Origin of the sequence: Actinoplanes sp. CA-051413, from assembly GCF_050955795.1 — a bacterium.
Taxonomy (GTDB): domain Bacteria; phylum Actinomycetota; class Actinomycetes; order Mycobacteriales; family Micromonosporaceae; genus Actinoplanes.
Window position 1 is genome coordinate 5,385,839 of the sequence record NZ_CP192100.1, and the last position, 17,864, is coordinate 5,403,702.

Annotated in this window: 19 protein-coding genes; 2 read left to right on the forward strand and 17 right to left on the reverse strand. The window is 70.7% G+C overall.

Annotation, left to right across the window (positions count from 1 at the left end):
• Position 1: 1 nt before the first annotated feature.
• From ACQP2Y_RS25410 to iolC, 11 genes are all read right to left on the reverse strand, one after another.
• Positions 2-862 (reverse strand): sugar phosphate isomerase/epimerase family protein, encoded by an 861-nt coding sequence (locus ACQP2Y_RS25410; RefSeq protein ID WP_433717528.1) that lies wholly within the window; start codon positions 860-862, stop codon positions 2-4.
• The gene (locus ACQP2Y_RS25415; RefSeq protein ID WP_433717529.1) at positions 859-1,890 is read right to left on the reverse strand and encodes a Gfo/Idh/MocA family oxidoreductase; all 1,032 of its coding nucleotides are present in this window, start codon (positions 1,888-1,890) and stop codon (positions 859-861) included. The genes ACQP2Y_RS25410 and ACQP2Y_RS25415 overlap by 4 nt, the downstream gene beginning before the upstream one ends.
• On the reverse strand, positions 1,887-2,702 hold the full coding sequence (locus ACQP2Y_RS25420; protein WP_433717530.1) for an ATP-binding cassette domain-containing protein: 816 nt from the start codon (positions 2,700-2,702) through the stop codon (positions 1,887-1,889). The genes ACQP2Y_RS25415 and ACQP2Y_RS25420 overlap by 4 nt, the downstream gene beginning before the upstream one ends.
• 4 nt (positions 2,703-2,706) lie before the next feature.
• Positions 2,707-3,774 carry an ABC transporter permease gene (locus tag ACQP2Y_RS25425; RefSeq protein ID WP_433717531.1) on the reverse strand — a complete coding sequence of 356 codons (1,068 nt, stop codon included), beginning with the start codon at positions 3,772-3,774 and terminating at the stop codon, positions 2,707-2,709.
• Positions 3,775-3,844: 70 nt separating this feature from the next.
• On the reverse strand, positions 3,845-4,837 hold the full coding sequence (locus ACQP2Y_RS25430; protein ID WP_433717532.1) for a sugar ABC transporter substrate-binding protein: 993 nt from the start codon (positions 4,835-4,837) through the stop codon (positions 3,845-3,847).
• 32 nt (positions 4,838-4,869) lie between these two features.
• A complete protein-coding gene (locus ACQP2Y_RS25435; protein WP_433717533.1) occupies positions 4,870-5,760 on the reverse strand; it encodes a TIM barrel protein in 891 nt (296 codons plus the stop codon).
• Between the two features lie 7 nt (positions 5,761-5,767).
• Positions 5,768-7,264 (reverse strand): CoA-acylating methylmalonate-semialdehyde dehydrogenase, encoded by a 1,497-nt coding sequence (locus ACQP2Y_RS25440; protein WP_433717534.1) that lies wholly within the window; start codon positions 7,262-7,264, stop codon positions 5,768-5,770.
• Positions 7,265-7,277: 13 nt separating this feature from the next.
• Entirely contained in the window at positions 7,278-9,131 is a 1,854-nt protein-coding gene (gene iolD / locus ACQP2Y_RS25445) for a 3D-(3,5/4)-trihydroxycyclohexane-1,2-dione acylhydrolase (decyclizing) (RefSeq protein ID WP_433717535.1), read from the reverse strand.
• Positions 9,128-10,003 (reverse strand): 5-deoxy-glucuronate isomerase, encoded by an 876-nt coding sequence (gene iolB, locus ACQP2Y_RS25450; RefSeq protein ID WP_433717536.1) that lies wholly within the window; start codon positions 10,001-10,003, stop codon positions 9,128-9,130. Before iolB ends, iolD begins: the two co-directional genes overlap by 4 nt.
• A complete protein-coding gene (locus tag ACQP2Y_RS25455) occupies positions 10,000-10,869 on the reverse strand; it encodes a Cgl0159 family (beta/alpha)8-fold protein (RefSeq protein ID WP_433717537.1) in 870 nt (289 codons plus the stop codon). The genes iolB and ACQP2Y_RS25455 overlap by 4 nt, the downstream gene beginning before the upstream one ends.
• A complete protein-coding gene (gene iolC / locus ACQP2Y_RS25460; RefSeq protein ID WP_433717538.1) occupies positions 10,862-11,812 on the reverse strand; it encodes a 5-dehydro-2-deoxygluconokinase in 951 nt (316 codons plus the stop codon). Before iolC ends, ACQP2Y_RS25455 begins: the two co-directional genes overlap by 8 nt.
• Before the next feature lie 191 nt (positions 11,813-12,003).
• Here iolC and ACQP2Y_RS25465 point away from each other — a divergent pair, with 191 nt between their 5' ends.
• On the forward strand, positions 12,004-12,768 hold the full coding sequence (locus ACQP2Y_RS25465; RefSeq protein ID WP_433717539.1) for a GntR family transcriptional regulator: 765 nt from the start codon (positions 12,004-12,006) through the stop codon (positions 12,766-12,768).
• On the opposite strand, the gene ACQP2Y_RS25470 is transcribed toward ACQP2Y_RS25465, so the two are convergent.
• On the reverse strand, positions 12,749-13,231 hold the full coding sequence (locus tag ACQP2Y_RS25470) for a MarR family transcriptional regulator (RefSeq protein ID WP_433717540.1): 483 nt from the start codon (positions 13,229-13,231) through the stop codon (positions 12,749-12,751). The genes ACQP2Y_RS25465 and ACQP2Y_RS25470 overlap by 20 nt on opposite strands.
• A 69-nt stretch (positions 13,232-13,300) precedes the next feature.
• Between ACQP2Y_RS25470 and ACQP2Y_RS25475 the strand changes: the two genes are divergently transcribed.
• Entirely contained in the window at positions 13,301-13,693 is a 393-nt protein-coding gene (locus ACQP2Y_RS25475; RefSeq protein ID WP_433717541.1) for a tautomerase family protein, read from the forward strand.
• Between the two features lie 54 nt (positions 13,694-13,747).
• Here ACQP2Y_RS25475 and ACQP2Y_RS25480 read toward each other — a convergent pair whose 3' ends face one another.
• The 5 genes from ACQP2Y_RS25480 to ACQP2Y_RS25500 all read right to left on the reverse strand — a co-directional run bounded on the left by ACQP2Y_RS25480 (position 13,748) and on the right by ACQP2Y_RS25500 (position 17,839).
• The gene (locus ACQP2Y_RS25480; protein WP_433717542.1) at positions 13,748-14,212 is read right to left on the reverse strand and encodes a cupin domain-containing protein; all 465 of its coding nucleotides are present in this window, start codon (positions 14,210-14,212) and stop codon (positions 13,748-13,750) included.
• An 88-nt stretch (positions 14,213-14,300) separates the two neighbouring features.
• Positions 14,301-14,942, reverse strand: coding sequence for a hypothetical protein (locus tag ACQP2Y_RS25485; protein ID WP_433717543.1), 642 nt, complete (start codon positions 14,940-14,942; stop codon positions 14,301-14,303).
• A gap of 10 nt (positions 14,943-14,952) precedes the next feature.
• Positions 14,953-15,765 (reverse strand): class I SAM-dependent methyltransferase, encoded by an 813-nt coding sequence (locus ACQP2Y_RS25490; protein WP_433717544.1) that lies wholly within the window; start codon positions 15,763-15,765, stop codon positions 14,953-14,955.
• A complete protein-coding gene (locus ACQP2Y_RS25495) occupies positions 15,753-16,340 on the reverse strand; it encodes a GNAT family N-acetyltransferase (protein ID WP_433717545.1) in 588 nt (195 codons plus the stop codon). The genes ACQP2Y_RS25490 and ACQP2Y_RS25495 overlap by 13 nt, the downstream gene beginning before the upstream one ends.
• A complete protein-coding gene (locus tag ACQP2Y_RS25500) occupies positions 16,337-17,839 on the reverse strand; it encodes an APC family permease (RefSeq protein WP_433717546.1) in 1,503 nt (500 codons plus the stop codon). Before ACQP2Y_RS25500 ends, ACQP2Y_RS25495 begins: the two co-directional genes overlap by 4 nt.
• Between the last annotated feature and the right edge of the window lie 25 nt (positions 17,840-17,864).

The window sequence follows — 17,864 nt, forward strand, 5'->3', positions numbered from 1 at the left end:
GTCAGCGGGCGTACTTGGCCACGTACTGGTTGACCTGTTCCAGGTTGAACCGGCCGCTGTCCGCCGCGCGTTCCTCCCAGGCGAAGACGCACACCGTCGCGATGCCGTCGAAGCCCACTTCGGCCAGCGTGCGGAAGAACAGATCCCAGTCGACCTCGCCCTGGCCGATGTCCAGGTGCTGGTGCACCCGCACCGTCGAGCCCGGCGGGTTCACGATGTAGCGCAGGCCCGACGAGCCCCGATGGTCGAACGAGTCCGCGATGTGCACCTGGGTCAGCAGCGGCCCCGCGTGGCGCAGCACCGCCGCCAGGTCGCCGCCCTGGTGGAACGTGTGCGGCGCGCAGTACAGGAACGTCACCAGCGGCGAGTTGATGCCCTTCACCAGGTTCACCCCGGCGATGCCGTCCTCGACGAAGTCGTCCGGGTGCGGCTCCAGCACCAGCCGGACACCCTCGCGTTCGAAGATCGGCAGGAGCTCCTCCAGGGAACGCCAGAACTGGGCCTCGCTGGCCGCCGCTGCCTCGGGGCGGCCGTTGAACTCCGAGTTCATCACGTCCACGCCCAGGTCGACGGTGATCTCGATGGCCCGTTTCCAGTACCGCACCGCCGCCTGGCGTTCGTCCTCGTCCGGGCCCGACCACTTGTACAGCGGCAGCACCGACGCCACCGACACCTCGGCCGCGGCCAGTTCCCGCTTGAACGCGGCCACGTCCGCCGACGACGCCCGCGGGTGCAGGAAGAACGGCATGAAGTCGTCGCGGGGCGACAGTTCGATGTGGCGGTAGCCCAGGTCGGCGACGACCCGCGGCAGCTCCAGCAGCGGCACCCCGCGCAACATGTACGGATCCAGCGCGATCTTCACGACAGCACCGCCTCGGTGGCGTAAAGAGCCGGACGAGGAGCCAGCACCACCGGTACGCGTTCCCCGGTGCGCAACGCCTCGACGCCCGCATCCGACACCACCGCCGCCGCATAGCCGTCCCACGCATTCGGGCCCACCGGTGCGCCGCCGCCGGCCAGCGAGTCGACCCACTCCTGGATCTCCACGTCGTACGCGCGCAGGAACCGCTCCCGCCAGTCGGCCGGCACCGGCGTCGACACCTGCCGCGCCGTCCGGACCGACACCGGGCTGAGCTCGCCCAGGGCCGCCGTACCGTCCTCGCCCACGACCTCGCCGCGGATGTCGTAGCCGTACCGGATGTTCACCGAGATCTCCACGTCGACCAGGGCGCCACCCGCCATCTCCAGGATCAGCAAGAGCGGGTCCTGCAGGGGGCCGCCGTTGCGGCTCCGGCGCGGGATCAGCACCCGGGCCGCGGTGATCTCCTCGCCGAACATCCAGCGGACCATGTCGATCTCGTGCACCGCGGTGTCGGTGATGGCGCTCTCCTTCTCGTAGAAGGAGGGCACGTCGGCGTTGCGGTGCGCGCAGTGCATCATCAGCGGCGCGCCGATCTCACCGCTGTCGACCACCTGCTTGAGGGCCCGGTACGCCGCGTCGTACCGGCGCATGTAGCCGACCTGCACCAGCCGGCGGCCGGCCGCCACCTCGGCCTGCACGATCCGCAGGCAGGCGCCCTGGGTCGTGGCCAGGGGCTTCTCGCAGAAGACCGGCTTGCCGGCGGCGATCGACGCGAGCACGTACTGCTCGTGGGTGGGTCCCCACGAGCAGACGACGACCGCGTCGACCGCCGGGTCGGCGATCAGTTCCTCGCCGGTGGCGTGCACGGTGGCGGCGGGCAGGCCCTCGGCGACCTTCTTGGCCGTGTCCACGTCGACGTCGGTGACGGCGGTGACCGTCACGCCGGCCAGCACCGTGGTCATCCGCCGGATGTGATCGCGGCCGATCATCCCGGTGCCGATGACGCCGACCCGCAGAACGCTGCTCATCGGCCGAGCTCGTGCGACAGCTCGGTCAGTTCGTCGCCGCCGGCCATCTGGGTGGTCAGCTCGTCCAGGCCGACCTCGGAGCGGTTCTTGTCCAGGGCCGTGCCGCCGAGCTTGAGGATGATGAAGTGGTCACCCACCAGGTACGCGTGGTGCGGGTTGTGGGTGATGAACACGACGCCGAGCCCCGCGTCACGGGCCGCCGCCGTGTACTTGAGGACGACCCCGGACTGCTTGACGCCCAGCGCCGCGGTCGGTTCGTCGAGGATCAGCACCCGGGCGCCGAAGTACACCGCCCGGGCGATCGCCACGCACTGGCGCTGGCCGCCGGAGAGGGTGCCGATCGGCTGGTTGATGTCCTTGACGACGATGCCCATCTTGCGGAGCTCCTCGTCGGCGATCCGCTTCATGTCCTTGATCTTCATGCCGGCCAGCGGGAACTTGCCCGCGGTCAGCTCGGAGCCGAGGAAGAAGTTGCGCCAGACCTCCATGAGCGAGACCACGGCGAGGTCCTGGTACACGGTGGCGATCCCGTGGTCCAGGGCCTCCCGCGGGGACGCGAAGGTCAGTTCCTTGCCGTCGACCTTGAGGCTGCCCTCGTTGTGCGGGTGCAGCCCGGACATGATCTTGATCAGGGTGGACTTGCCGGCGCCGTTGTCGCCGAGCACGCAGGTGACCTCGCCCGCGTTGACCCGCAGGTTGATGCCGCGCAGGGCCCGGATCGCGCCGTAGCTCTTGCCGATGCCGGTCATCTCGATGAGCGGCTCGCCCTTGCGCAGTCCCGCATCGGCGTGATCGGCCAAGGTGTCGGTCATGTTGTCATCCCACCTTCCGTGCCGTGGACATCCGCTTGACGTACAGGTTGACCAGGACGGCGAGCAGCAGCATCACGCCGAGGAAGGCCTTGAACCAGTTCGGGTCCCAGCCGGCGTAGACGATGCCCAGGCTGGTCATGCCGAAGATGAACGCGCCGATCGCGACGCCGATCGCGTTGCCGTAGCCGCCGGTGAGCAGCGTGCCGCCGACCACCGCGGCGATGATGTAGAGGAACTCGTTGCCGACGCCGTTGCCGGCCTGCAGCGTGTTGAACCGGTAGAGCAGGTGCATGCCGACGAACCAGCCGAAGAACGAGACCGTCATGAACAGCCCGATCTTGGTGCGGACCAGCGGCACGCCGACCGCGCGGGCGCTGTCCGGGTTGCCGCCGACGGCGAAGATCCAGTTTCCGGTACGGGTGCGCTGCAGGATCCACGCGGCGAGCGCGACGAACAGCAGCCACCAGATCACCGTGATCCAGACCGTCACCGGGCCGATCTTGAAGCTCGACGCGAAGATGGCCTGCAGCGAGCTGAAGCCGTCGATCTGGCTGATGTCCGGGCTGGAGACCGAGCCGGTGACGAGCTTGGTGACGCCGAGGTTGGCCCCCTGGAGCACGAAGAACGTGCCCAGCGTGATCAGGAAGCTGGGGATCCCCGTCTTCATCACCAGATAGCCGTTGAGGAAGCCGATGAACAGGCAGAACAGCAGCGAGACGAGCGCGCCGACCCACAGGTTCATCCCGTAGTTCCAGCACAGCATCGAGTTGACCAGGCCGGCGGTGATGGTGATGACGCCCGCGGACAGGTCGAACTCGCCGCCGATCATGAGCAGGCCGACCCCGACGGCGACGATGCCGATGGTGGAGGACTGGTACAGGATCGTGAAGAACGACTCGGCGGAACGGAAGGCGGGCGCGACGCTGAGGAAGAAGATGAAGATGATGACCGCCGCCACCAGCGCGCCCACCTCGGGTCTGGCGAGGATGCGGCTGTAGAGGCTGAGCGTGACCCGGTTGGACGCTTCGGCGGGGGTCTTGGCGGGAGGAGGAGTGGTCTGGACTTGTGTCATGGCGATGCTCCGATTACTGCCTGAGCGGGGGGCAGCCGCGTCGTGGCCCGCGGCCGGCCCCCGCGAGCGACTACCGGGTGTTGTTCTTGGTGAACGGCACGATCTTGTCGATGTTGGTCTTGTCCACGAACGACGGTCCGGTGAGCACCGCTCGGCCGCCGCCGATGTCGTTGCCGTTCTTGAGGTAGAGGTAGAGCGACGAGACCGCCAGGTAGCCCTGCACGTAGGGCTGCTGGTCGATGGAGAACTCGATCTTGCCGTCCTGGATGTCCTGGGCCGCCTCGGCGTTGAGGTCGAAGGTGATCAGCTTGGCCTTGCTGGCGGCGGCGTCCATCGCCTTGAGGGCGTCGATGGCGATCGGCGCGCCGAGGGTGACGATGTAGTCGATCGACTTGTCCTGCGACAGCTTGGCCTGCAGGGTCGACACGACCGCGCCGTCGTCCGCGCCGTTGACCTGGAGGTTCTCGGTGCCCGGGACCGCGCTCTTGACGCCGGCGCAGCGGGCCTCCAGCGCGACGGAGCCGGCGGCCTGGATGACGCAGAGCGGGTGCTTGGCCCCGGCCTCGCCGATCCGCTTGCCGGCGGCGGTGCCGGCCACGGTCTCGTCGGAGCCGAAGTACATGAGGGCGCCGAGCTTCTGGAACTGGTCGATGCCGGAGTTGAAGCCGACGACCGGGATCTTCGCGTCGGTGGCCGCCTTCACCGACCCGGCCAGCGCGTCCGGGGTCACCAGGGTGGTGGCGATGCCGCTGACCTTGGAATCGACCGCGCTCTGGATCAGCCCCGCCTGCTTGGACGCGTCCGGGTCGTTGGAGTACTTGAGGGTGACACCCTCGTCCTTGGCGGCCTGCTGGGCCCCGGCCTTGATCTTGTCCCAGAACGTGTCACCGGGCGTCTCGTGGGTGATCATCGCGATCGTGTAGCCGGAGCTGCCGGCGGCGTTGGCCCCGCCGCCGGAGGTGCCGGTGGTCTCCTGCTTGCCGCCTTCGCTGCAGGCGGCGAGCCCGAGGGCCACCACCGCCGCCACGGCGACCAGGCGTGCACCTCGCATGCGAAGCGTCATGAGGTTCCTTCCTTCAAGGGGGACGGCGGCCGTCACAGGCCGACGGAGTTCAGATAGGCACGGGTACGGGTGGCGATCGGCAGGGGCAGGTCGAAGTCGACCGGATACATGTCCTGCTCGACGACGACGAACAGGTCGGCGTCCAACTCGTTGAGGGCCTCCAGCACGGACGGCACGTCCGGCCGGCCCGCCGGCGGTTCGACGCTCGCGCCCAGCGCGACGGCCTGCCCGAAGGCCATGTCCTCGCGCTCGGCCCGCTCGGCGATCGCCGGGTCCATCTGTTTGATGTGCACGTAGCCGATCCGCTCGGGGTACTTGCGGATGACGGCCGGGATGTCCGCCCGCCGGTAGGCGAGGTGGCCGGTGTCCAGGCACAGCGAGACGTACCGCGGGTCGGTGTCCTCCAGGAAGCGCTCGGTCTGCGCCTGGGTCTCCACGTGGTAGTCGGCGTGCGGGTGGAACTGCATGGTGAGGCCGTACTCCTCGGCGAGGACCTTGCCGAGGGTGTTGCTGTTGTCGATCAGGGCCCGCCAGCGTTCCGGGCTGAGCTCGGCCGGCTCGTGGTAGGCCCCGGTGACGTCGTCGCGGTAGCCGGGCACCGGGACGAAGATCAGGTTCTTCGCGCCGAGTGCGGCGGTCAGCTCGGCGACCTTGCGGGTTTCGGCGAGCACGGCCGCGAAGTCCTTGTGCGGGCCGCCGACGCCGGCGACCGTGCCGCCGGCACAGGTCAGCTCCCGGCGGTCGAGCTCGTCGCGCAGCTGCGCCGGGTCGGTCGGCAGATACCCGTACGGGCCCAGCTCCAGCCAGCGGTAGCCGGCCCCGGACAGCTCGTCGAGGAAGCGCTGCCAGGCTGTCTGCCGCGGGTCGTCGGCGAACCACACGCCCCAGGAGTCGGGACAGCTGCCCAGCCGGAGTCGTCTCATCGCTGCCTCAGCTCGCCGTCGGGAAGTGCATGCTGGCGCCGTGCGCGGCCTCGACGTGCGGCCACCGGGAGGTCACGACCTTGCCGCGGGTGTAGAACGAGACGCCCTCGGGACCGTGGATGTGCTTGTCGCCGAAGAGCGAGTCCTTCCAGCCGCCGAAGGAGTAGTAGGCCATCGGCACCGGGATGGGCACGTTGATGCCGATCATCCCGACCCGTACCCCGCGCTGGAAGCGCCGCGCGGCCTCACCGCTGCTGGTGAAGATGGCGGTGCCGTTGCCGTACGGGTTCGCGTTGATCAGGTCGATCGCCGCCTCGACGGTGTCCGAGCGCACCACCGACAGCACCGGCCCGAAGATCTCCTCGGTGTAGACGTCCATCGAGGTCCGCACCTGGTCGATGACCGTGGGGCCGACGAAGAAGCCGTCCTCGTAGCCGGCCACCTTGAGGCCGCGGCCGTCGGCGAGCAGCTTGGCGCCCTGCTGCTCACCCGTACCGATCAGGCCCTCGATCCGGTCGCGGGCCGCGGCCGTGACCACCGGGCCCATCTCGCTCTTCGGGTCGCGGCCGGAACCGACCACGACCTCGTTGGCCTTGCGGGTCAGGATGTCGGCCAGCGGGTCACCGGCGGCACCGACGGCGACCGCCGCGGAGATCGCCATGCACCGCTCGCCGGCCGAGCCGAACGCCGCCGCGGCCAGGTGGTTCGCGGCGAACTCGAGGTCGGCGTCGGGCAGGATGATGGCGTGGTTCTTGGCGCCGCCGAGGGCCTGCACCCGCTTGCCGGTCGCGGACGCCTGCTGGTGGATGTAGCGGGCGATCGGCGTGGAGCCGACGAAGGACACCGCGGCGACGTCGGGATGCTGCAGCAGCGCGTCGACGGCCGTCTTGTCGCCGTGCACGACGTTGAAGACACCGTCGGGCAGACCGGCCTGGCGCCACAGGTCGGCGATGTAGTTCGACGCCGACGGGTCGCGCTCGCTGGGCTTGAGCACGAAGGTGTTGCCGCAGGCGATGGCGACCGGGTACATCCACATCGGGACCATCACCGGGAAGTTGAACGGGGTGATGCCGGCGCAGACACCGAGCGGCTCGCGGAAGCTGAACACGTCCACGCCGGTCGAGGCCTGGTCGGAGTACTCGCCCTTGAGCAGCTGCGGGATGCCGCAGGCGAACTCGATGACCTCCAGACCGCGCTGGACCTCGCCGGCCGCGTCGCTGAGCACCTTGCCGTGCTCGTCGGACACCAGCTCGGCGAGCGGCTTGACGTTGGCGTTCACCAGCTCGCGGAAATTGAACATGATCTTCGTACGGGCGCTCAGCGACGCCTGGCTCCAGGACTCGAAGGCCGTACGGGCCGCCGCCACCGCCGCATCCACGTCGGCGCTCTCGGCCAGCACCACCTCGTGCTGCTGAGCGCCGGTCGCCGGGTTGTAGACCGGGGCGCGGCGGGTGGCGGCGCCACTGGTGAAGCTGCCGCCGATCCAGTGTTCGATGGTGGTCAAGGCACTGCCCTCTCTAGAGATACTGCCGCTGGCCGCGCTTGGCCGTTTCGTAGGCGGTCCGGGCCGCCCGGGTGCTGTCCAGCGCCGAGACCTCCGAGACGGGCACGTCCCACCAGCTCTCACTGGACGGCACCGGCGACAGCGGGTCGGTCTCGATGTGCACGACGGTGAGCCGGTCGGCCTCGCGGGCCCGCTTGAGGCCCTCGGTGAGCTCGGCGATGCCACGGCAGCGGATGACCGACGCGCCCAGGCTCTCGGCGTTGGCCGCCAGGTCGACCGGCAACCGGTCGCCGTCGTAGTCGTCGTCCGCGCCGCGGTAGCGGTAGCTCGTGCCGAAGCGCTGCGAGCCCAGCGACTCCGACAGCGCGCCGATCGAGGCGAACCCGTGGTTCTGCACCAGGACGACGATCAGCTTGATGCCGTCGGCCACGGCGGTGACGATCTCCTGCGCCATCATCAGGTACGAGCCGTCGCCGACCAGCGCGTACACCTCGCGGGAGGGGTCGGCCATCTTGATGCCGAGCGCCCCGGCGATCTCGAAGCCCATGCAGGAGTAGCCGTACTCGACGTGGTACTGCTTCGGGTCCCGGGCGCGCCACAGCAGTTGCAGGTCACCGGGCATGCTCCCGGCCGCCTGCACGACCACGTCGCGCTCGCCGCAGGCGTCGTTGACCGCGCCGATGACCTCGCTCTGAGCGGGCAGCGGTCCTTGGCCGAGGTGGTACGCGCGATCCACCTCCTGTTGCCAGGCAGCGACCTCGGATGAGTAGGACATGTCGGATTTGTAATCACGGACGGCGGTGGTCAGCGCAGCGAGCCCGGCCCGCGCGTCGGCCACCACGGTGAGCGCCGACTGCTTCGCAGCGTCGAAAGCGGCCACGTTCACGTTGATAAAACGGACGTCGGGGTTGGCGAAGGCGGTTCGGGAGGCGGTCGTGAAGTCGCTGTAGCGGGTGCCGATACCGATGATCACGTCGGCTTCCCGGGCGAGCCGGTTGGCGACCGGCGTACCGGTGGAGCCGACTCCGCCCACCGAGTTCGGGTGGTCCCAGCTCAGCGCGCCCTTGCCGGCCTGGGTGTCGGCGACCGGGATGCCGGTGGCGCGGGCGAAGGCGTCCAGCTCGGCGGAGGCCTCCGAGTAGATGACGCCGCCGCCGGCGACGATCAGGGGACGGCGGGCGGAGCGGATCACCTCGGCGGCGCGGTCTATCGCGGCGGGTTCCGGGACCGGGCGGGCCACGTGCCACACGCGCTTGGCGAACAGGGCGTCCGGGAAGTCGTACGCCTCGGCCTGCACGTCCTGGGGCAGGCAGACCGTCACTGCGCCGGTCTCCACCGGGTCGGTGAGCACCCGCATCGCGCCCAGCAGCGCCGACGCCAGCTGCTCGGGACGCCACACGCGGTCGAAGAAGCGCGACAACGGCCGGAACGCGTCGTTGACGGACACGTCGTAGGAGCGCGGATCCTCCAGCTCCTGCAGCACCGGCGCCGCGACCCGGGTGGCGAAGACGTCACTGGGCAGCAACAGCACCGGGATCCGGTTCACCGTCGCGAGGGCCGCGCCCGTGAGCATGTTGGTCGAGCCGGGCCCGATCGAGGCCGTGCACGCCATCGCCGAGAGCCGGTTCTTCATCCGGGCGTAGCCGACGGCCGCGTGCACCATGGCCTGCTCGTTGCGGGCCAGGTGGTACGGCAGGTCAGCCGAGCCCGTGCGCTGGGCCTGGAGCAGGGCCTGGCCGACGCCGGCGACGTTGCCGTGGCCGAAGATGCCGAAACAGCCGGCGATCGCGCGCTGCTCGACACCGTCCCGCTCGGTCCACTGGTTGGCCAGGAACGTGACGACGGCCTGGGCGACGGTGAGTCTCACGAGCGCCTCCTCTCGGTTGCGGACGTCAGGGGCAGCCGGGGGTCCATCGCCTGCTCGTTCCAGGTGCCACGGACCCAGGCGTGGGCCGGGTCGTCGGAGAAGAGCCACTTGCGCTCCCCCGGGCCGGCCATGACGTTGAGGTAGTAGAGGTCGTAACCGGGGGCCGCCATCGACGGGCCGTGCCACCCGTACGGGATCAGCACGACGTCCCCGCTGCGCACCTCGGCGCAGATGTCGATCGGGCGGTCGGGGTGGCCGTACACGCGCTGATAGCCGGCCCCGGCAGCGCCCGACGGCGAACCGGCGACCTCGAAGTAGTAGATCTCCTCCAGCGCGGTCTCGCTCTCCCCCGGCGCGTCGTGCTTGTGCGGCGGGTACGACGACCAGTTGCCGCCCGGGGTGAGCACCTCCACCGCGATCAGCCGGTCGGCGTCGAACGAGTCCGGCGTACAGAAATTGTTGACCTGGCGGCTGGCCTGCCCGGCCCCGCGCGGCTCGACCGGCACGTCCTCGGCCGGTCCGTAGCGGAACGGCAGCCGCCGGTCCGCGCGGGCCGCCGGCAGGGCGAACCGGCCGCCGTTGGCCGCCCGGACGGTGACCGACGCGTCGCGGGGCAGGTAGGCGAAGTCGGTGACCCGGGAGAACACCGAGCGCCGCCCGGTCAGGGTGACCCGCTCGTCGTCGCAGGTGACATCGCAGCCACCCGACAGCGGCAGCACGATCATCTCCTCGTCGCCGGTGGCGAAGCTGACCCGGGCCCCGACGGCCAGCTCGATGATCCGCAGGCCGCTGAAGCCCCAGCCGGCGCTCTGCGGGGTCACGACAGTCTCGAACGGCTCGCTCTGGGCGTCGCCGCGACGCAGCAGTGTCATAGCAGGCCCACCGCCCGGTCGACCGCGCCCGCGACGTCCCCGCCGGGCGGGTAGAGCAGGCTGCGCCCGATCACCAGCCCCTGCACGGTCGGCTGGGCCAGGGCCTTGCTCCACCGCGCGTAGGCGGCCTCGGCATCCTCGGAGACCTCGCCGCCCAGGATGAGGGCGGGCAGCGTGGTCGCCGCCATGACCCGTTCCATGTCGGCCACGACCGGGACCTTCAACCACGTGTACGCCGAAGTGGGCCCGAGCCCGGCGGCGACCGTCATCGCCCGGATCATCGCCTCGGCGCTGAGCTCGTTGCGCACCCGGCCGTCGACCCGGTGCGAGATGAACGGCTCGACCATCGCCATCAGCTTGTGCGCGGCGAGGTCGCCGACGGCCCGGCCACAACTCTCCAAGGTGGTCACGGTGCCGGCATCGTCCGGATCGATGCGCAGCAGCATCTTGCCGCCTTCGAACCCGGCCGCGGCGAGACTGTCCCCGTCGTACGCGGTGAAGCGGTCGTCGATCTCGAAGCTGGTGCCGGCCAGCCCGCCACGGTTCATCGAACCGATGACGACCTTGTCGTCGAGCGCGCCGAGCAGCAGCAGGTCCTCGAGGATGTCCGGGGTGCCCAGCACACCGTTGACCCCCGGGCGTTCCAGCGCGGTGCAGATGCGCCGCAGCAGGTCGGCGCGGTTGCCCATGGCCAGCGGGTCCGGCCCGGCCCGCAGCGCGCCGCGGGCGGGGTGGTCGGCGGCGATGATCATCATGCGACCGTGCTCCCCGCGCCAGCCGACGGGCCGGCGGCGGGCGGCCGCGGCGACGGCGATGGCGTCCGGGCGGTCGGCCCGGGCGGCGACGAGCTCGTGGACGTCAAGCACGGCCGGCCTCCTCGAGCAGCTGGTGGACCTCGGACTCCGTCGGCATGGCGTCGGCGCAGGCCAGACGGGTGGTGACGATGGCACCGGCGGCGTTGCAGAAGCGCATCGTGGTCTCCAGGTCCCAGCCGGAGAGCAGCCCGTGGCACAGCGCGCCGCCGAAGGCGTCACCGGCACCGAGCCCGTTGACCACCTCGATCGGCACCGGCGGCACCTGCACCTGTTCCTTGCCGTTGGAGGCCAGCACGCCGAGCGGTCCCTGCTTGACGACGGCGAGCTCGACCCCCGCGTCGTGCAGGGCCTGCGCGGCGGCGTGCGGCTCCCGGACCCCGACCGCGGTCTCGCACTCGTCGAGGTTGCCGACGGCGACCGTCGCGTACGGCAGGGCCTGGCTGATCCACTCCCGGGCCTGCTCACGCGACTCCCAGAACATCGGCCGGTAGTCCAGGTCGAGGACCGTGATGCCGGATTTGTTGCGGGCGCGCAGGGCGGCCAGGGTGGCCTCGCGCGACGGCGACTGGCACAGGCCGGTGCCGGTGACCCAGAAGATGTCCGCGGCCCGGATCGCGGCCAGGTCCAGCTCGGACTCGGCTATCTCCAGGTCCGGCGCCTTCGGGAAGCGGTAGAAGTAGAGCGGGAAGTCGTCCGGCGGGAAGATCTCGCAGAAGGTGACCGGGGTGGGCAGCGCCGCGACCGGCGCGACGAACCGGTCGTCGACCCCGAAGCCGCGCAGCGCGTCGTGGATGAACTCGCCGAACGGGTCGGCGCCGGTCCGGCTGATCACCGCGCTGCGCCGGCCGTAACGGGCGGCGGCGACGGCGACGTTGGTGGGGCTGCCACCGAGGAACTTGGCGAAGGTGCGGACCTCACGCAGCGAGACGCCGATCTGCTGTGGATACAGGTCGACGCCGATCCGCCCCATGGTCAGTACCTCGTCTGCGGGCATGCGTCCCCCTGGGAAAGACGGATGGGCCGTGCGGGGAGATTTCAGGCGCGCTGCGGCGCCTGGTGTGCCGTGCGGATTACGGCGCGATGAAAAGTCTTCAGGGCCGGTGTGTCGGCTCGTTTCGATGTAATAACGTGGGGGCTTCCACGTCAATACTTTGTTATGACAAACTGAAAAACGAAGGGGGTTCCATGGCATCCGATCCCTCCCCAGCCCGTGCTGCGGTGCGCCCGGTCGAGGTCGACCGGACCAGCCCCGTGCCCCTCTACTTCCAGGTCGCCAGCCGCCTGCAGGAGCTGATCGAGCAGGGCGAGATCGGCGTCGGCGCCCGCATCGAGAACGAGGTCGACCTGGCCGAACGCCTCGGCGTGTCCCGGCCGACCACCCGCCGCGCGATCCAGTATCTGGTGGAACGCGGCATGCTCGTGCGCAAACGCGGCGTCGGTACCCAGGTCGTGCACCCCAAGGTGCGCCGCCCGGTCGAGCTGTCCAGCCTCTACGACGACCTGGTCAGCGCCGACCGCAAGCCCCGCACCGAGGTGCTCGACCTGCGGGTGATTGCGGCGCCGGCCGAGGTGGCCGAGGCCCTGGAGGTCGCGCCCGGCGCCGAGGTGACGTGGATCGAACGGCTGCGCTACGCCGGTGGGGAGCCCCTCGCGCTGATGCACAACGCGATCCCGGTCGACCTGATCCGGCTGGAGGCGGCCGACCTGGCCGCGTACGGGCTCTACGAGCTGCTGCGCCGGGCGGGCTTCGTGCCACGCATCGCGACGCAGGTGATCGGCGCCCGCTCGGCCAGCGCGGCCGAGGCGCGGACCCTGCAGGAGAAGCGCGGGGCGTCACTGCTGACGATGACCCGTACGGCCTGGGACGCCGGCGGCCGCGCCCTGGAGTACGGCTCGCACGTCTACCGGGCCAGCCGCTACAGCTTCGAGCTCAACCTGTCGGCGGGCTGATCTCCCCGGCGTCCGACGCACCGGAGACGGCGGCCTCGTAGGCGAGCAGTGTGTCGACGACGACACGACGCTGCGCCGGGGTCAGCGGCCCGAGGGCCTGACGCCACGCCTGGGCGCCGGGCGAGAGCCACTGCGAGATCGCCGGCCGGCTCGCCGCGCTGATGTCGACGATGCGCCGGCGACGGTCCGCGTCGTCCTCGCGCCGCACGAGCACGCCCTTCCGGCTCAGATCACCCACCATCAGACTGACCGTGGTCGGCGCGACGCTGAGATGCGCGGCCAGCTCGGACACGGTCTGCGGACCGTCGAGCAGCAGCAGCGAAAGCAGCGACAGATGCCGGGGCGCGAGGTCGAACGAGCGCAGCTGCTCCGGGACGGGGATGCGTTTCACCCGGCCGACCAGTCGCGGCATCACCAGCATGAGTTCACGGACCGCCTCGTCCGCCGGGTGAGGTGTTGACACTCTGCCGCTCCCCCAATAGCTTTGTTAGCAAAGATTCTTTGCCCTCAAATCTATCTGACCGGAGACGGCATGCCGCATCTGACTGTCCATGTGCTGGAGAGCGAGCTCGCCGGGCGGGAGACGCCACTGATCGCGACCCTGACCGAGGCGGTCGTGGCGGTCTACGGCGAGTGGGCCCGGGAGATCGTCGAGGTGCGGCTGATCGGGGTGCCGGCCGGGCGCTGGGGCATCGGCGGGAAGCCGGCCGCGGATCCGGCGCCGAGCGTGACTTTCGGGATCAAGGAGGGGGCGTTCCACCGGCCGGACACGCCGGAGATCGTGGCCCGGCTGATCGCGGGGGTCACCGACGCGATCGTCGCTGTGTGCGGTGAGCGGGTCCGCTCAGGCGTGTCCGTCGAGCTGGTGGGCGCCCCGAACGGACGCAGCGGCATCGGCGGGGTGGTGGCGGCCCAGCGTTCCTGACCCGATCGGTTCCGCCGCCGGTGACCCGAGGAAGGGTCGCGGTGCCCTACCGCGTCATGGCCGGTATTCGGAGGAGATCTCGGTGGCGTACTTCTGCCAGAGCGGAGTCATGGTCTCGGCCGTCATCGGCTGTCCGGACTCGACCATCTTCTTGAGGTCGCGGAAGTACTGCACGTACAGGTCCGGCGTGAAGGTGGAGAGCATGACCGCCGGGTCGTCGCCCACGTTGGCGAAGGTGTGGGGTGCGCCCGGCGGGACGATGACCCAGGTGCCGGGACCGGCGTCGTAGTCGTCCTGGCCCACGGTGAACCGTACGGCGCCCGACAGGACGTAGAAGCCTTCGTCGTGCTGGGCATGGCGGTGCTGGATGGGGCCGGGCGTGTGCGGCTGGAGGGTGATCTCGCCGATCCCCAGGCGGTGCCCGGTGTGGCTGCCGTCCTCGAGGATGCGGATCTGCGACGGGCCGTTGGCGGTGATGAGCTCACCTTCGCCGGGGCGGACGATCGTGACCGGGGTCATGGACGGGTCTCCCTGATGGTTTCGCCGGCGTACGCGACGGTGATGTCGCGCCGTGACACAACCATACCATCGATGTCGCGGTACGACATCACTGTTGATGGCGGGGCGTGCCGTCCCAGCGCCAGGAGGCTCGGCGGTCGCGGCCGGGCAGGGCGATCCGCCCGGTGGCCCACAACAGCGTCTGCCAGCTGTCGCCCTCGGCCGGCACGTCCGGGAACAGCCGTTGCAGGGAACGGGCGCACAGATCCTGCGGTGGCTCCCACGAAAGCTCCAGCCCCGCGGCGACGTCACGCATGTGCACCAGGGTCTCGACCACGCCCATCGCCGCGAAGCCTTCCGGGTCCGAGGCGCCGTAGGTGTGCTGCGAGCGGACGGTCGGCGGGGTGACCTCGACCATCGCGGCCAGCAACGCGCCGCAGGACTCGAGCACCTGCAACAGGCCGGCCTGCCCGCCCTCTTCCGGTATGGCATAGATGGTGAGCGCCGGTCCGCCCGGGCGGCGGTACTCGAAGCCGATGGGGACCGGTTCCGTCACCGACGGGCGGCGCGGGCCGAGCTGCGACGCGTACGCGAAAAGGTCGTCGGCGATGTGCTCGACGGTCTCCCAGCAGTCCCAGTCCAGATCACCGGCCGGCACCCGCCAGTCCCGCTCCACCACCGTGGCGAGGGTGTCGGCCGCCAGATACACAGCTTCACGGACATCGGCCGCAGTCACAGGGTCGCCAGGCATGGCGATGATCCTAACGACGGGCGACGGTCACGATCTCCCGGCTGTCCGGGGTCAGTGGTCCGCCGTGCCAGTCGCCGTACTGCTCGTCGATCCGGTAGCCGGCCTCGCGGAGCAGCCGGTTGAGCACCTCCGGGCCGAGGAAGCGCAGCACCTGACGTTCGTAGTGGACAGCGGCACCGGACGCGTCGGTGACGGTCTCGGTGAAGGTGACGACATCGTCCACGACCGACTCGACCTCGTGACTCACCCGCAGGAGCCGGCCGCCGGCGTCCACGACCTCGCTCGCGTGCGCGGGTGTCCAGTCCTCCCAGGCGTGCGCCTGCGGGTGCCGGGTCTCGAACGCGAACCGGCCACCCTCGCGCAGCGCGGCGCGTACCCCGGCGAGCCCGGCCCGGATCTCGCCGTCGTCGACCAGGCACTGGAACGCGTGCCCGGTCATCACGGCCAGGTCGAACTCCTGCTCCCACGGCGTCGTGGCCGCCGTCCCGAGCACCCACTCGATGTCGTCGCGGCGCCGGGCCCGGGTCAGGTACGCCGGGTTCGGGTCGATCCCGGCCAGCACGCCACGATGCCCGGCGTCGCGGGCCCGGTGCAGCATCGCCCCGGTGCCGCAGCCCACGTCGAGCACCGCGCCGGCCGCCATGACCAGGCGGTGCTGGAACGCGTCGGCCGGGTGGTGCTCCGGGTCCCACGGGTTCAGCAGGTCGTGGAGCGCGGCCACATCGGCGTCGGAGAGCACCGCAGCAGCATAGGTGCCGGGGGCGGCGCTGCCCGGAACGCCGATGGGCAGCGCCGCCACGACCGGGGGACTCAGGCCCGCCACATCCGGTAGAACGGTGTGTCGTCCGGCATCCGGATGTCGAACGGCATCATGTCGGTGTAGCCGTACCGGCGGTAGAGGCGGATGTTGTCCTCGTTGGTCGCCTCCAGGTACGCCGCCGCGCCGCCCAGGTCCTGGTGGGTGCTGTCCATCAGCGCACCGCCGAGGCCGTGGCCCTGGTGGTCCGGGTGGACCGCCAGGAAGGCCAGGTGCCAGTGCGGGTCCACCGGGTGGTGCTTGTCGAACAGCTCGTCCAGTTCGTGGAAGTGCGGCAGCCACTCCCCCGCCAGCGCGGCCAGGCGCTCGTCGTAGTGCGGGATCTCCGGCATCTCGTGCGTACGGTCGAACCACACCGCGGCCGCCGCCGGCCCGCCGGCCGGGTCGTCGATCACGTCGACCTTGCCGCACAGCGGCGCGTGCTCGGTGAGCAGGGTGAAGAAGTCTCCCATCACCCGCAGCCGGGACTGCGGGTCCGGGACCAGCGACCTGTTCTGCTCCAGGTCGTCGAAGGACAGGGCGATGAGGGCGCCGACCGCCGGCAGTTCGGCCTCGGTGGCGGGGCGGATCACGGGAGTCACTGGTGGGCCTCCGAAGTGGCGTCGCGGAAGGAGTGGCCGGTGCCGGCGCTGCGTGCGCCCATGCCGATGCCGCGGTAGACCTGCGGGCGGCTGCGGCGCAGGATCAGCGCCCAGCTCACGCCGGCCAGGGTCAGCACCGCGTACGCGAGCGGGACGGCCCAGGTCGGGGTGGAACCGGGCTCGACGCCGAACAGCACGGCGATGTTGGTCAGCGCCAGGTACGTCACCACGAGCAGCAGCACCGTGCCGAGCACCGGGGCGCCGATGCGGTGCCAGACGTCCTCACCCTCGGGGTTGCGGGCGAAGTAGCCGATCACCGCGGCCGAGGTGACCGTGATCAGCAGCAGCACGCCGATGCCGCCCGTGGTGCCGCCCCAGAAGAACAGCTGCACCAGCGGGTCCCAGCCGGCCAGCGCGTAGACCAGGATCGCGACCAGGCCCACGGCCGACTGGGCCAGGGAGCCGTTCTTCGGCGCGCCGGTGGCCGGCACCGTGCGGCCGAAGGCCCGGGGCAGCACGCCCTCGCGGCCCAGCGAGAAGGTGTAGCGGGCGATGATGTTGTGGAAGGAGATCATCGCCGCGATCAGCGAGGTCAGGAACAGCGCGTGGCCCAGGTGCAGGGCGGTGCTGCCGAGCCGGTCGGAGGCGAGGTTGAAGAACAGCTCCGGGCCCTCGGCGCCGGCCCGGCCGATCGGGTCGGCCCCGGCGGCGGAGATCATCGCCCAGGCGGAGAAGGCGTACAGCACCGCGATCAGCGCGACCGCGATGTACGTGGCCCGCGGCACCGTACGGCGCGGGTCGCGGGACTCCTCGCTGAACACCACGGACTGCTCGAAGCCGACGAAGCCGGTGACGGCCATGACCAGCAGCGCCCCCGCGCCCGTGCCGACCAGGCTGCTCGGGTTGAGCGGGGCGGACGAGGCCGCGAAGTCGGGGGTGAGCATGTCGGCGAAGCTGAAGATCACCACGAGCACGATCTCGGCGACCAGCAGGGTGGCCAGCACCTTGCCGTTGACCGCGACGTCGCGGACGCCCAGGACGGCGACCAGCGCCCAGGCCACCAGCGAGATGCCCCACCACGGCAGGTCGACGCCGAACCAGTCGGCGAACAGCGGGGCGGCGATCGCGCCGAAGCCGCCGTACGAGGCGACCTGGAAGCTGTTGTAGGCCAGCAGCGCGACCCACGCCGCGCCGACCCCGAAGGGGCGGCCGATGCCCCGGGCGATGTAGGCGTAGAAGGCGCCGGCGTTGGCGATGTGCCGGGCCATGGCGACGTAGCCGACCGCGAAGACGGCAAGCACGAGCGCGACGGCGAGGAAGGCGATGGAGATGGCGGTGAGCCCGGTGACCGCGAGGCCGGTGGGCACGACGCCCGCCACGACGGTCAGCGGCGCGGCGGCCGACATCACGAAGAACACGACGGCGGCGACGCCGAGGCGGTCGCGGGCCAGGGCGGTCGAGAGCTGGCTCGGTCTGGCGGGGGTGGAGGTGCTGGGCACTTGGGGGTCTCCCAACGGGACGGAG